The organism is Streptomyces sp. MnatMP-M17 (assembly GCF_900091995.1).
GTDB lineage: Bacteria > Actinomycetota > Actinomycetes > Streptomycetales > Streptomycetaceae > Streptomyces.
Genome location: NZ_FMDK01000736.1, coordinates 1 through 13,088, shown reverse-complemented (window position 1 = coordinate 13,088; position 13,088 = coordinate 1). Strand labels below are relative to the sequence as shown.

Sequence of the window (13,088 nt, the reverse complement as noted above, 5' to 3'; positions counted from 1 at the left end):
GCCCCGCCAGCCGGTCCCGGCCCGCCGCCCCGGACGCCGGATAGCCACCGCCGAGCACGGTCACCACACCGACGCCGGGCCTGCGGACGACAGGCTGGGCGAAGAGCGCCGCCGGACGGCCCGTGAACGATGTGTAGTTGTCAAAGAGCCGTGGAACATAGAGCCCGGAGCCCGCGGCGATCTCCGTCACGGCATCCTCTGCCGCTGTGTGCTGCACACTGCCCGTACCGCCGCCATTGACGAACTCCAGCTCCGGGGCGACGGTCCGTACGGCACGCACCACCGCGGCGCGCCGCTCCGTCAGCTCTTTGCGTGCTGCGGACTGCATCAGCCGAATCGCCCGCGAGCGCAGCGGCTGTCCTGCCAGGGCGTCCCCGACCCCGGCGATGTGGCCTTCGTAGGCCATGAGCCCGACCAGCCGGAATCCGGGGCGCCGGGCTATATGTCTGGCCAGCTCGGCCAGTTGGGCCGGCTCGCGCAGCGGGGAACGTCGTGCACCAATCCTGACCCGGCCACCGAACACCCGCAAGGATGTGTCCAGTTCCAGACAGATCCGGAATTCTTCCTTCCCGCCGCCGCGTGCCGCGTCGATCAGATCGAGATGCGCCGGATCGTCGATCATCACGGTGACGGCGGCGGCGAGCTTGGGATCGGCGGCGAGTTCCGCGAAGGCGGCGCGGTCGGCCGAGGGATAGGCGAGGAGTACGTCCTCGAATCCGGCGCGCGCCAGCCACAGCGACTCGGCGAGTGTGAACGACATGATCCCCGCGAAGCCGTCGCGCGCCAGTACCCGTTCGAGCAGCGCCTGGCAGCGTACCGACTTGCTGGCCACCCGGATCGGCTTGCCTCCGGCACGGCGTACGAGATCGTCGGCGTTGGCGTCGAAGGCGTCGAGATCGACCAGCGCGAGCGGAGCGTCGAGATGAGCGGTGGCCCGGTCGTACCGGGCCCGGTCGGTGGCGCGCGGAGTCATGGGCCGAGCTTGCCAGACGTGATTACCGCACGGTAGGGGGATGATCTGGGCAGATCGACCCGGGCCTCCGCGCTCGTTCCCGCCGGGCCTGTCCAAGCCCGTAGAGTGACGCACACGCAGCGGCGAACGGGCCCGTCCCGTACGGCGGGACCGGTATGCGCGGGACCGGCGTGCGCGGGTTTCCGGTGCGCGGTGGATGAGTCTGTACGGCGTCACAGGGGGGCGGATGAGCACCGAAGCACGACGCGCTCCCGTACCACCACGTCCCACGACACCACCGGCGACACCTCCGGCCCAGCCCGGACCGGCCGCCCCGGAGACAGTTCCGCCACGGATACCGCCGCCGCCCTCGGTTCCGCCGCCGGCCGTCCCTGTTCCATCGGCCGGTGCCCCACGGCCCCGTGGTGAGAGCCGCGCCGCCACCGAACCTCCTCAGGACGAGATCACCACCCGGCTGCGCGTCGTATCGCCGGCCCCGGCCCTGCCTCCGCCGCCGCGCGTACCGCCCCCTCCATGGAGCCGGCCCCTCGACGGAATCGGGACCGGAATCGGGCTCGGAATCGGTCTCACGCCAGGGCCCGAGTCGCCGATGGAGACCACCACCCGGCTGCGGCCCGTGCCCGCCAGGCGCCCGGTCAGAACGGCCGCCGCCATCACCTGTGTCGTACTCGGCCTCGGGCTCATCGGAGGCGCCGTCACCGGCAGTTGGCTGACCGGCGACTCCGCCGCCGAACCCGCCGCCCAAGACACGTACACCACCGCGCGCGCCCTCTGGCACAGCGTCCCCGTCGACACGCTTTTTCCCTCGCAGCTCACGGGCGACGGCGCCGGGCCCGGCGGCGCGGACCGCGAGTGGACCAGGATCGGTGTCGCGCCCGACAGCGGCTGCGCCGGCACCCTCGATCCTCTGCTGCTGGCCACCCTGCGCCCGGTCGGCTGCGCGCGCGTGCTGCGCGCCACGTACGCCGACGCCACCTCCACCAGCATCACCACCGTAGGGCTCGTCTTCACCGACGCCGAGCCCGCCGGGATGGACGCTCTGAGCACGCGGTTCCGCACCGAGCGGCTCACCGAACGCACCGATCTGATGCCTCTGACCTTTCCCGTCGAGGGCACCGTCGCCGCAGGATTCGGTCCCGCGCAGCGCGCGAGCTGGACGGTGAGCGTCCTCACCGAGGCACCCGTCGTCGTGTACGCGGTCTCCGGCTTCGCGGACGGACGTACCGTCACCACGCCTCAGCCCGTCGACAAGGCCATGGCCAAGGGCGCTACGTCCGCGCCCGCGCAGGCCGGGCTCGGCCATGAGGCCAAGGGCATCGCGGACCGAATCGAGCGAGGACTGCGTACGGCTGTGAGCGCGGGCAGGGTGGTCCCTTGATGAGGCCGACGCCAACATCCCGTACGCCCCGCTCATCCCGTATGCCTGGCAGCCCCCGGCGACGGCACCGTCTCGCCGCCGTGGCCGCCGCCGCGTCCTTCCTGCTCCTCGTCCCCGCCACCGCCGCACACGCCGACGCCATACGCGCTCAGCAGTGGGCCCTCGACGCCCTGCACACCGAGCAGGCCTGGCGTAAGTCCCAGGGCAGCGGTGTCACCGTCGCGGTGCTCGACACCGGTGTCGACGGCACCCATCCCGATCTCGAAGGACAGGTGCTGCCCGGCAAGGATCTGATCGGCTTCGGCGCCACCGAAGGCGACCGCTCCTTCGCCCGGCACGGCACCGCCATGGCCGGCATCATCGCCGGACACGGCCATGGGTACGAGCGCTCGGAGGGCGTCCTCGGGATCGCGCCCGAGGCGAAGATCCTTCCCGTACGCGTGATCCTCGAAGGCACCGACCCCGCCCGCGCCAAGGCCCGTAACTCCAAGGGCGGCGCACTCGCCGAAGGTATCCGCTGGGCCGCCGACAACGGCGCCGACGTCATCAATCTCTCCCTCGGCGACGACAGCGAGTCGGCCCATCCGGAGCCGGGCGAGGACGCGGCCGTCCAGTACGCGCTCGCCAAGGGCGCCGTCGTCGTCGCCTCGGCCGGCAACGGCGGCGAGAAGGGCGACCACATCTCCTATCCCGCGGCCTATCCCGGAGTGATCGCGGTGGCGGCCGTCGACCGCTACGGCACCCATGCCGCGTTCTCCACCAGCCGCTGGTACGCCACCGTCAGCGCACCGGGTGTCGATGTGGTGATAGCGGATCCGGACCGCCGCTACTACGAGGGCTGGGGGACCAGCGCCGCCGCCGCGTTCGTCTCCGGCGCCGTCGCGCTCGTACGCTCCGCGTACCCCGATCTCACGCCCGCCCAGATCAAGAAGCTTCTCGCGGACACCGCGCGCGACGCGCCCCAGGGCGGCCGTGACGATGCCCGTGGGTACGGTCTCGTCGATCCGGCCGCCGCCATCGAGGCCGGTGCCGAACTGCCGCGTACGGATCTGCGGGGCCAGGCCACCGGATACGGCAAGCGGTACTTCGGCAGCGGGCCCGCCGTACCGCGCGTGGAGCCGGAACCGGCCGCCTGGCTCGCGCCGACGGCCGGCGGGATCGGCGCGGTGCTGCTGGCCTGTGCGGTGGTGCTCTGGCGCGGCGGTGTCAGACGCTTCGGCGCGTACGGCGTACGGCACTGACGGCGGCCGTCTCGACCCGGGCGATGCCCGCGTCCAGGGACGAATGACCGTCGGAGAGCACGGCGATCAGACAGCCGTCCGCCCGGCCCACCGAATGGACCACCCACAGACCGCTCGCCGTCCTCGGCAGCCAGCCGTTCTTCAGCGCCCATTCGCCGCCCGCCGCGGACACACCCCAGTCCTGTCCCGGTACCACCCGCTCCATCAGCCCCGTGATGAACCGCCGCGACCGTACGTCCAGGGCTGAGCCCGTCCGCGCTTCCGCGCCCGTCTGCGGGCCCGCCTCCCCGCCCGTCTGCGGGCCGGGCCCCGAACCGGTACCGAACACGGCCTTCAGCAGCGTGAGCTGATCGCGCGCGGTGGTCCGCGTCAGCCCCCAGGCGGGCGCCGCCGAGGTCCGGGCCATACCGAGCCGCGCATATGCCGCGTCCAGCCCGGTCGGCCCGCCGGCCGCCGCGCGCAGCTCCGTCGCCGCGTCATTGTCGCTGCGCTCGATCATGGCCGCCGAGAGCCGCCGCTCCTCGGCCGTCAGCCATCGCCCGGCATCCCGCGCCCGCAGCAGCAGCGCCGCCAGGATCGCGAGTTTCACCACGCTGGCGCAGACATAGGTACGGTCCTCGCCGTACGCCGCCTCGCGCCCGTCGGCCATGTCGTACACCGCGACGGAGAGATCCACCGGACGACCGTAGGCGGTGAGTCCGTGGGCCGCGAGTCGGCTACCCGATCACGTCCCTCGGCGACCGGGGCCTAGGCTCGACGCGTGACGCTCAAGAACATTCCCGGCTCCGGTTTCTCCCACGACGACGGCACCGCCGATCCCGCGCTGACGGCGGCGCTCGCCGCCTGGGCCGTGGACCGGTCTGCGGAGCCGCAGGTCCTCAGCGCGCTCAAGGGCGCCCGGCTGCTGGTTCCCGTCGTCGCCGTGCTCGGTGAGAGCGAGGAGGACGAGCGAGGGCTGCGCCACGAGAAGACCAGCGACATGGCCGTGCCGACGCTGACGGCGGGCGACCGCCGCGCGCTGCCCGCCTTCACCTCCACCGAGACGCTGGCCCGCTGGGATCCCGGGGCCCGGCCCGTCGCCGTACCGCTGCATCAGGCGCTCCGGGCCGCCGCGCACGAGAAGGCCGACACGGTCGTGCTCGATCTCGCCGGGCCCGTGCCGTACCAGCTCACCGGATCCGCGCTGCTCGCCCTCGCCGAGGGCCGTACGAGCGCCGATCCGCTCGACGATCCCGCCGTGACCGGAGCGGTGCGCTCCGTGGCCGCCGCCGAGCCCGCGGTGCTCCGGGCGTATCTCGGTCCCGGCAGCGCGGACGGCACTCTCGCGCTGGTACTGGACCCGGCCGTGCCTCCGGCCGAGGCGGCCCGCAGGATCGCCGGGTCCCTCGCGGCCGACGATGTGCTGAGGGCCCGCCTGGTACGCGGACTCGACCTGGCTCTGCTGCCGGCCGAGGCCACGCCACCGGGCGAGCCCCTGTACGTACGCCAGTAATTCGTACGTCGGTAATTCGGTAATTCGTACGTCGGTAATTGCGTCGCGAAGGCGCGGAATCAGCCGTAGACCGGGCCCGTGTACTTCTCGCCCGGGCCCTGTCCCGGCTCGTCAGGGACGACCGACGCCTCACGGAAGGCGAGCTGGAGCGACTTCAGCCCGTCCCGCAGCGGCGCCGCGTGGAACGAGCTGATCTCCGTCGCGCTCGCGTCCATCAGCCCGGCCAGCGCGTGGACCAGCTTCCGCGCCTCGTCCAGGTCCTTGTGCTCCTCGCCGTCCTCGGTCAGACCGAGTTTCACGGCCGCCGCGCTCATCAGATTCACCGCGACCGTGACGATCACCTCGACGGCCGGAACCTCCGCGATGTCGCGGGTCATGGCGTCGAAGCCGGGGGACTCTTGGGGGGAGGTGGCGTCACTCATGCCCCATACGATAGGCGTACATGAGGCAGGGCCCGCCCGCGGGAGCCGGACGAGCCGACGACGGGCCGACGACGGGCCGACCGGGGCCCGGGGGAGACACTGGGTTAGCACACGCCCTGGGGAGCTGCTAACCTTGTGTTACGACCGGCCGGACATCCTTATGCCCGGCCCACAAGTGGAGGCTCCGATCTCCCACCTGGCTGCCCCTCAGGGGCGGCGGGTCACCGGTCAGGTGGTGCCCATCGTTCCGTACGGACGATGGAGCCGCCCGACGCGCCCCGTGGTACATGCGCGGCGGTGCTCCGGTAGTCAGAAGGAGCCCTGCCTGTGTGCCGTCCGGGGCATTTTTCGTGTTCCGCCGCGGTTGGTCCCTAGGAAAACAGACGTTACGCGGCTGTCTGCCAGACAGTCGTGTGGTGCTACCGAGGAGGATCCATCAGCGCCGAGCCCCGCATCAACGACCGGATTCGCGTTCCCGAAGTGCGACTTGTCGGTCCCAGTGGCGAGCAGGTGGGCATTGTGCCGCTCGCCAAGGCCCTGGAGCTTGCGCAGGAGTACGACCTGGACCTGGTCGAGGTCGCGGCGAACGCCCGTCCGCCCGTGTGCAAGCTCATGGACTACGGGAAGTTCAAGTACGAGTCGGCCATGAAGGCCCGTGAGGCGCGCAAGAACCAGGCGCACACGGTCATCAAGGAGATGAAGCTCCGGCCCAAGATCGACCCGCACGACTATGACACCAAGAAGGGTCATGTCGTCCGGTTCCTGAAGCAGGGTGACAAGGTCAAGATCACGATCATGTTCCGTGGTCGTGAGCAGTCCCGCCCGGAGCTGGGCTTCCGGCTGCTCCAGCGGCTCGCGTCCGACGTCGAGGAACTCGGCTTCATCGAGTCGAACCCGAAGCAGGACGGCCGGAACATGATCATGGTTCTTGGCCCGCACAAGAAGAAGACCGAGGCCATGGCCGAGGCCCGTGAGGCACAGGCCGCCCGCAAGGCCGAGCGCCAGGGCAGCACGCACGAGGAGTCCGCGGACACCACCGTGGAGGCTCCGGCCGAGGCATCGTCCGACGCCTGATCCGGGGGATGCCATCCAGGCGGCCACGGCTCCGGTCCGGAACCACACCAGAGATCTGACGCTCCCGCGCGCCGGCTGGCCACAGTCGGCTGGGAGCGCCACTGACGAGGAGAGAACGGCGCTATGCCGAAGAACAAGACGCACAGCGGTGCCAGCAAGCGCTTCAAGATCACCGGCTCCGGCAAGGTGCTGCGCGAGCGGGCCGGCAAGCGCCACCTGCTCGAGCACAAGTCGTCCAAGCTGACGCGTCGCCTCACCGGCAACGCCGAAATGGCCCCGGGCGACGCCAAGAAGATCAAGAAGCTTCTCGGCAAGTGATGTCGCGGCCCCCGGTGACCGGGGGCCCGCCAACAGGACCGGGACCTATTCGTTTCCGGGCCGTGTGAGTCCAACCACGGCCCCGCTACAAGGAGTTAACACGTGGCACGCGTCAAGCGGGCAGTCAACGCCCACAAGAAGCGCCGGGCAATTCTGGAGCAGGCCAGCGGTTACCGCGGCCAGCGCTCGCGCCTGTACCGCAAGGCGAAGGAGCAGGTCACCCACTCCCTCGTCTACAACTACAACGACCGCAAGAAGCGCAAGGGCGACTTCCGGCAGCTCTGGATCCAGCGCATCAACGCCGCCGCCCGCGCCAACGGCATCACGTACAACCGCTTCATCCAGGGTCTGAAGGCCGCCAACGTCGAGGTGGACCGCAAGATCCTCGCCGAGCTGGCCGTCAATGACGCCGGTGCGTTCGCCGCGCTGGTCGAGGTCGCGCAGAAGGCCCTTCCGAGCGATGTCAACGCCCCGAAGGCCGCTGCCTGATCTCCGTCAGGCCGTCTCTCCTTCACGCCGGACCCGCAGGCACCGCGCCTGCGGGTCCGATGCGTTCCTGGACCCACCCCGTATGCGTACGAACACGATCCACCCGACGAAAAGCGAGCCGCCGCCCATGGGCACCCCCGAGCTGATCTCCCCGCGCTCCCCGCGCGTCACGGCCGCCAGGAGGCTCGCCAAGCGCGCCTTCCGCGGCAAGGAACGCCGGTTCATCGCCGAGGGACCGCAGGCCGTACGGGAAGCGGTCGCCCATCGGGGAGAGGACGGCGAGCCCACGCTGACCGAGCTGTTCACCACGGCGGAGGCCGCCGAGCGGTACGCCGACATCGTGGACGCGGCGCGGGCCACCGGCGCCCGGATCCACCACGCGGCCGACGCGGTGCTCGCCGATGTCTCCCAGACCGTGACCCCGCAAGGGCTGCTGGGTGTCTGCCGCTTCCTCGACTCGCCGTTCGAGTCCGTCCTGCGGGCCCGGCCCCGGCTCGTCGCCGTACTCGCGCATGTCCGAGATCCCGGGAACGCCGGTACGGTGCTGCGCTGCGCGGACGCGGCGGGCGCCGACGCCGTCGTCCTCACCGACGCCTCCGTCGATCTCTACAACCCGAAGTCGGTCCGTGCCTCGGCCGGCTCGCTCTTCCATCTGCCGGTCGTCGTCGGAATCCCGGTGGAACAGGCGGTCCGCGGACTCAGGGACGAGGGCGTCCGTGTCCTCGCCGCCGACGGCGCGGGCGAGAGTGACCTGGACGACGAGCTGGACGCGGACACCATGGACGGGCCCACGGCCTGGATCTTCGGCAATGAGGCATGGGGGCTGCCGGCGGAGACACGTGCTCTCGCGGACGCGGTGGTGCGGGTGCCGATCCACGGAAAGGCGGAGAGTCTGAACCTGGCGACCGCCGCAGCCGTATGTCTGTATGCGTCAGCACGTGCCCAGCGAGTTCTTCGTGCGTGCTGAGGGGGTCCGCTCCGTCACATTGAGCTAGTAATGTGGCGGCTTCGGGGCCCACTGAGCTACGCGGAAGAGGTGGGATGCGGGCATGACTGTCGGGGCGAGCGGACCCGCCGCGGTCCAGGGACCTTTACCGCGCGCGGTCTCCGGTGCCGCCCCCGAGCCGGTTCCGGACCACGATGGTGACGCGATGCCGCTGCCCACGGATGACGCCCTGACGCCTGCCCCCGACGGCGCCCCGGTGCCCGGTCCCGCGCCCGACGGCGGTCCGGTGACCGACTCCGACGACGGCGCCCCGATGTCCAGGCAAGAGGATGCTCCGGCGTCCGGCTCCGACGCCGTAACCCTGCCCGGTGGCGCCGAGGCGCTCGGGTGTGTGATCGGTTCCGGTGGCGGCGGTGACGCGCTGGAGGTCGATCCCGACGAGCTTCCCGACGGTCTGGTCGTCGCCGACGAGACCGGGCGCGTCGTCTGCTTCAACGCCGCCGCCGCCCGTATCACCGCCGTACCGCTCTCCGAGGCCCTCGGCCGGCCGCTGGACCTCGCGCTGCCGCTGGAGGATCTCAAGGGCCGCCGCTGGTGGATGCTGACCGATCCGTACGGCGGGCTCGCCACCCGGGTCGGCCAGCCCGAGCGCAATCTGCTGCTGCCCGGCGGCCGTGAGGTGCTGGTCTCGGCCCGCTATGTGCGCGCGTATCCGACCGGGCCCGTCCGGCGGCTCGTGATCTCCATCCGCGGTACGGAGGCACGCCGGCGCACCGAGCGCAGCCACGCCGAGCTGATCGCCACCGTCGCCCATGAGCTGCGCTCGCCGCTCACCTCGGTGAAGGGCTTCACGGCGACGCTGCTCGCCAAGTGGGAACGGTTCACCGACGACCAGAAGCGGCTGATGCTGGAGACCGTCGACGCCGACGCCAACCGTGTCACCCGGCTGATCGCGGAGCTGCTCGACATCTCCCGGATCGACTCCGGCCGACTGGAGGTGCGCCGCCAGCCCGTCGACATCGGCGCGGCCGTCGGACGCCATGTCCAGGCGCACACCGCCGCCGGACAGTCGCCGGACCGTTTTCTCGTACGGATCCAGCAGCCGCTGCCCGATCTGTGGGCCGATCCCGACAAGATCGACCAGATCCTCGGCAATCTGCTGGAAAACGCGGTGCGCCACGGCGAGGGAACCGTCACCATCGAGGTGGCCGCCGCCTCGCTCCAGCGCGAGGAGAAGACAGAGAAGGGAACGTCCGTCACCGTGTGCGACGAGGGCCCCGGCATTCCCGAGGAGTCGATGGGCCGCGTCTTCACCCGCTTCTGGCGCGGGAGCAAGCGCGGCGGGACGGGCCTTGGCCTGTATATCGTCAAGGGCATCGTCGAGGCGCACGGCGGGACGATCACCGTCGGCCGCGGACCCGGCGGCGGTGCCCAGTTCCGATTTATCCTGCCTGTCGGCGCTCCGGTCTACCTGTCCTGAGTGGCCCACGGGCTGTCCTGAGTGGCCCACGGGCTGTCCTGAGTGGTCTACGGGCTGTCCTGAGCGGCCCGCGGGCTTCTTCACCTTCGTACGGCCCTTAGACTCGACCTTTGGCAACCTTCGTGCCCTCAGTGATCGAGCAGGGTCGTTTCGCCAGCCAATCGGAAGTACGGGAAGAGATGTCGGCACCCAACAAGTCGTACGACCCAGTCGAGGTCGAGGCACTGAAACCGGAACAGATCGAGCGCATCCGGGACGAGGCGCTGGCCGCCTTCGCCGCCGCCGGCGATCTCGACGCGCTCGCCCACGCCAAGACCGCGCACACCTCGGGCACCTCACCGCTCGCGCTCGCCAACCGGGAGATCGGCGCGCTGCCGCCGCAGGCCAAGGCCGAGGCGGGCAAGCGCGTGGGCCAGGCCCGCGCCGCCGTCGGCAGGGCCCTCGCCACCCGGCAGACCGAGCTGGAGGCGGAGCGCGACGCCCGGGTACTGGTCGAGGAGGCGGTGGATGTCACGCTGCCGTACGACCGTGTCCCGGCCGGCGCCCGCCATCCGCTGACCACGTTCATGGAGCGCGTCGCGGATGTCTTCGTGGCGATGGGATACGAGGTCGCCGAGGGACCCGAGGCCGAGGCGGAGTGGTTCAACTTCGACGCGCTCAACTTCGTCCCCGACCATCCCGCGCGCCAGATGCAGGACACGTTCTTCGTCCAGGGACCGAATGTCCCCGACGGCGGCTCGGCCGACGAGTCCGGTGTGGTGCTCCGTACCCACACCTCACCGGTCCAGGCCCGCGCGCTGCTCGACCGGGAGCCTCCGGTGTATGTCGTCTGTCCCGGGCGGGTCTACCGCACCGACGAGCTGGACGCCACCCACACCCCGGTCTTCCACCAGATCGAGCTGCTCGCCGTCGACGAGGGCCTGACCATGGCCGATCTCAAGGGCACTCTCGACCATATGGTCCAGGCGCTCTTCGGCCCGGACATGAAGACCCGGCTCCGCCCGAACTACTTCCCGTTCACCGAGCCGTCCGCCGAGATGGACATGGTCTGCTACGTGTGCCGCGGCGCCTCGGTCGGCAATCCGGACCGGCCCTGCCGCACCTGTGGCAGCGAGGGCTGGATCGAGCTGGGCGGCTGCGGCATGGTCAACCCCAAGGTGCTGATCGCCTGTGGCGTCGACCCGGAGAAGTACAGCGGATTCGCGTTCGGGTTCGGTATCGAACGGATGCTGATGTTCCGCCACAACGTCGAAGACATGCGAGACATGGTCGAGGGCGACGTCCGGTTCACCCGGCCGTTCGGGATGGAGATCTGATGCGCGTCCCGCTTTCCTGGCTGCGGGAGTACGTCGACCTGCCGGCGACGGAGACCGGCCGCGACGTCCAGGCCAAGCTGGTCTCCGCGGGCCTTGAGGTCGAGACCGTCGAGCAGCTCGGCGCCGGTCTCAAGGGCCCTCTCGTCGTCGGCAAGGTCCTCACCATCGAGGAGCTGGAGGGCTTCAAGAAGCCCATCCGCTTCTGCACCGTCGACGTCGGCACCGCCAACGGCACCGGCGAGCCGCAGGAGATCGTCTGCGGCGCGCGGAACTTCTCCGTCGGCGACAAGGTCGTCGTGGTCCTGCCCGGCGCCGTCCTGCCGGGCGACTTCGCGATCGCCGCGCGCAAGACGTACGGCAAGACGTCGCACGGCATGATCTGCTCCGGCGACGAGCTGGGCATGGGCGATGACGGCTCCGGCGGCATCATCGTGCTGCCCGACGAGCACGAGGTCGGCACCGACGCCATCGCGCTGCTGGAGCTGGTGGACGAGGTCCTCGACATCGCCGTCACGCCCGACCGCGGCTACTGCCTCTCGATGCGCGGAGTCGCCCGCGAGACCGCCATCGCGTACGGCCTGACGCTGCGCGATCCGGCGCTGCTCGACGTACCGGCGCCGAACTCCTTCGGCCACCCGGTGACGGTCTCCGACCCGGCGGGCTGCGACCGCTTCACCGCCCGTACGGTCACCGGCCTGGATCCCGAGGCCCGCAGCCCGCTCTGGCTGAGCCGCCGGCTCCAGAAGGCCGGAATGCGGCCGATCTCGCTCGCGGTCGACATCACCAACTACGTGATGCTGGAGCTGGGCCAGCCGCTGCACGCCTACGACCGGGCCCGGCTGGAGGGACCGATCGGCGTCCGCCGCGCCCGGCCCGGCGAGAAGATCACCACGCTCGACGGCACCAAGCGGATCCTGGACGCCCAGGACCTCGTGATCACCGACGACCGCGGGCCCATCGGCATCGCGGGAGTGATGGGCGGCGCGAACACCGAGATCGCCGATCTCACCGCCCATCCCGAGACGGGCGAGGCCCAGGGCACCACCGAGGTGGTCATCGAGGCCGCGCACTTCGACGCGATCTCCGTCGCCCGTACCGCGCGCCGCCACAAGCTCGCCTCCGAGGCGTCCAAGCGCTTCGAGCGCGGTGTCGACCCGGAGGCCGCGTCCGCCGCCGCGCAGCGCACCGTCGATCTGCTGGTGCTGCTCGCCGGCGGCTCCGCCGGGGCCGGTGTCACCGAGATCGTCGCGCCCTCCGCGCCGCACACCATCGCCATGCCCGCCGACCACCCGGACCGCGTCGCCGGAGTGGCCTACGGGCGGGAGACCGTCGTACGGCGGCTCCAGGAGATCGGCTGCGATGTCTACGGGCAGGACGAACTCGTCGTCACCGTCCCGTCCTGGCGGCCCGATCTCGGCGCGCCCAACGACCTCGCGGAGGAGGTCATCCGGCTGGAGGGATACGAGAACCTCCCTTCGACGCTGCCCACTCCGCCGTCCGGGCGCGGGCTCACCGAGCGCCAGCGGCTGCACCGCCGGGTCGGCCGGGCCCTCGCGGGCGCCGGATACGTCGAGGCGCTGAGCTACCCGTTCATCGGTGACGCGGTCCTCGACGCCTTCGGGCTGCCCGCCGATGACGCCCGCCGCCGTACGGTCAAGCTCGTCAACCCGCTCTCCGACGAGGAGCCGGCGCTGCGCACCACGCTGCTGCCCGGGCTGCTCGCGGCGCTGCGGCGCAACGACGGCCGGGGCTCGCACGATCTGGCGCTCTTCGAGACGGGACTGGTCTTCCGGCCCACCGGCGAGGAGACCGTACCGGTGCGGCTGCCCGTCGACCGGCGCCCGACCGACGAGGAACTGGCCGGGCTCGACACCGCGCTGCCCGGTCAGCCGCGCCGTGCCGCGGTCGTGCTGGCCGGAGCGCGCGAACAGGCCGGCTGGTGGGGCACGGGCCGTCCGG

At 71.2% G+C, this 13,088-nt stretch carries 13 protein-coding genes; 10 read left to right on the top strand and 3 right to left on the bottom strand.

Features of this window, described 5'->3' with window-relative positions; all coding sequences use genetic code 11:
- The coding region (locus GA0115259_RS29520; RefSeq protein ID WP_093602675.1) for an alanine racemase at window positions 1–973 on the bottom strand (973 nt) is incomplete at its 3' end.
- Between the two features lie 589 nt (window positions 974–1,562).
- On the opposite strand from GA0115259_RS29520, the gene GA0115259_RS29515 reads away from it, so the two are divergent.
- Window positions 1,563–2,351: a hypothetical protein gene (locus GA0115259_RS29515; protein WP_093602673.1), complete on the top strand. Its 789-nt coding sequence runs from the start codon at window positions 1,563–1,565 to the stop codon at window positions 2,349–2,351.
- Window positions 2,352–2,392: 41 nt separating this feature from the next.
- Entirely contained in the window at window positions 2,393–3,592 is a 1,200-nt protein-coding gene (gene mycP, locus GA0115259_RS29510) for a type VII secretion-associated serine protease mycosin (protein ID WP_093602671.1), read from the top strand.
- Here mycP and GA0115259_RS29505 read toward each other — a convergent pair.
- Window positions 3,558–4,268 carry a serine hydrolase gene (locus tag GA0115259_RS29505; protein ID WP_256098197.1) on the bottom strand — a complete coding sequence of 237 codons (711 nt, stop codon included), beginning with the start codon at window positions 4,266–4,268 and terminating at the stop codon, window positions 3,558–3,560. The two genes, mycP and GA0115259_RS29505, sit on opposite strands and share 35 nt — an antisense overlap.
- Window positions 4,269–4,352: 84 nt before the next feature.
- Between GA0115259_RS29505 and GA0115259_RS29500 the strand changes: the two genes are divergently transcribed.
- Window positions 4,353–5,084, top strand: a complete 732-nt coding sequence (locus tag GA0115259_RS29500) for an SseB family protein (RefSeq protein WP_093602670.1) — start codon at window positions 4,353–4,355, stop codon at window positions 5,082–5,084.
- 59 nt (window positions 5,085–5,143) lie between these two features.
- Here GA0115259_RS29500 and GA0115259_RS29495 read toward each other — a convergent pair whose 3' ends face one another.
- Window positions 5,144–5,506, bottom strand: coding sequence for a DUF1844 domain-containing protein (locus GA0115259_RS29495; protein ID WP_066950965.1), 363 nt, complete (start codon window positions 5,504–5,506; stop codon window positions 5,144–5,146).
- 411 nt (window positions 5,507–5,917) lie between these two features.
- Here GA0115259_RS29495 and infC point away from each other — a divergent pair, with 411 nt between their 5' ends.
- The 7 genes from infC to pheT all read left to right on the top strand — a co-directional run.
- The gene (gene infC, locus GA0115259_RS29490) at window positions 5,918–6,580 is read left to right on the top strand and encodes a translation initiation factor IF-3 (RefSeq protein WP_093602668.1); all 663 of its coding nucleotides are present in this window, start codon (window positions 5,918–5,920) and stop codon (window positions 6,578–6,580) included.
- 123 nt (window positions 6,581–6,703) lie between these two features.
- A complete protein-coding gene (gene rpmI, locus GA0115259_RS29485) occupies window positions 6,704–6,898 on the top strand; it encodes a 50S ribosomal protein L35 (RefSeq protein WP_046504486.1) in 195 nt (64 codons plus the stop codon).
- A 102-nt stretch (window positions 6,899–7,000) separates the two neighbouring features.
- A complete protein-coding gene (gene rplT / locus GA0115259_RS29480; RefSeq protein ID WP_066950970.1) occupies window positions 7,001–7,387 on the top strand; it encodes a 50S ribosomal protein L20 in 387 nt (128 codons plus the stop codon).
- Between the two features lie 127 nt (window positions 7,388–7,514).
- Window positions 7,515–8,354, top strand: coding sequence for a TrmH family RNA methyltransferase (locus GA0115259_RS29475; RefSeq protein ID WP_093602679.1), 840 nt, complete (start codon window positions 7,515–7,517; stop codon window positions 8,352–8,354).
- A gap of 292 nt (window positions 8,355–8,646) precedes the next feature.
- Window positions 8,647–9,813 (top strand): sensor histidine kinase, encoded by a 1,167-nt coding sequence (locus GA0115259_RS29470; RefSeq protein ID WP_093602677.1) that lies wholly within the window; start codon window positions 8,647–8,649, stop codon window positions 9,811–9,813.
- 179 nt (window positions 9,814–9,992) lie between these two features.
- Window positions 9,993–11,129, top strand: coding sequence for a phenylalanine--tRNA ligase subunit alpha (gene pheS / locus GA0115259_RS29465; protein WP_093602666.1), 1,137 nt, complete (start codon window positions 9,993–9,995; stop codon window positions 11,127–11,129).
- Window positions 11,129–13,088, top strand: a 1,960-nt coding sequence (gene pheT / locus GA0115259_RS29460) for a phenylalanine--tRNA ligase subunit beta (protein ID WP_093602664.1), incomplete at its 3' end; no start/stop codon positions are given. The genes pheS and pheT, both read left to right, overlap by 1 nt.